This is a genomic window from Desulfurellaceae bacterium, assembly GCA_021296095.1.
In the GTDB taxonomy this organism is placed as follows: domain Bacteria; phylum Desulfobacterota; class Binatia; order Bin18; family Bin18; genus JAAXHF01.
This window is the reverse complement of the sequence record JAGWBB010000184.1, coordinates 1,235-2,114: the sequence shown is the minus strand read 5'-3', so window position 1 is coordinate 2,114 and position 880 is coordinate 1,235. Positions and strand designations below refer to the sequence as shown.

1 protein-coding gene is annotated in these 880 nt (G+C 65.1%); it reads right to left on the bottom strand.

The window, feature by feature from the left end; genetic code table 11:
* Positions 1–131 precede the first annotated feature (131 nt).
* On the bottom strand, positions 132–880 hold a 749-nt coding region (locus tag J4F42_22725; GenBank protein ID MCE2488338.1), incomplete at its 5' end, for an SDR family oxidoreductase.

Below are 880 nucleotides of genomic sequence, written 5' to 3'. Positions count from 1 at the left end.
CGTCCACAGGTCGGGCGTTTCCGTCACGTGGGTATCAACGTCGATAATCGTGTAACCGCTCATAAGTTCCCTCCTTGGTACAGATGCGGGCCATCCTATTTCATGGGGACAGGATTGCAAGCGACGGGTCGCTACTGAGCGACCATCCCGCCGTCGACCGCCATGGGATGACCGGTCACAAACGAGGCGGCGTCCGAACACAGCCAAGCCACAGCCTCGCCGATCTCGGCCGGCTGGGCCAGACGCCCGACCGGCTCGGACGCTATCGCAGCCTCGGCAAGCTCTCGATTGCTGCCAAAGACCCGCTGGACCATCGGCGTATCCACGCCGCCCGGACACACCGCATTGACCCGGATGCCGGCCTTGGCGTACTCCAGGGCTGCGGTCTTGGTCAGTCCGACCACGCCGTGTTTGGCCGCCACATAGGCCGACAGGGACGGCACGGCGACCAGGCCGGCGGCAGACGCGGTGTTCACAATCGCCCCGCCGCCGTGGCCCAGCATGTGCTGGATTTCGGCCTTCATGCTCAGCCACACGCCCTTGAGATTGATGCCCATTACCCGCTCCCAGACCGCCTCGCTATAGTCCTGGGTGGACTGCATCTCGCCCTCGATACCCGCGTTGTTGAAGGCACAGTCCAACCGGCCATAGGTCTCGACCACGGTCCTGACCATGGCCTCGGTATCCGCAGCCCGGGACACGTCGGCGCGGATAAAGAGCGCCGCCCCGCCGGCGGCCTGGATCAGCCGCACGGTTTCCTCAGCTCCCTCTGCATTCACATCGGCCACCCCGACCTTTGCCCCTTCGCGGGCGAAAATCTGGGCGGTCGCCCGGCCAATCCCGGTGCTGCCACCGGTAATCAACGCCACCTTGCCATCCA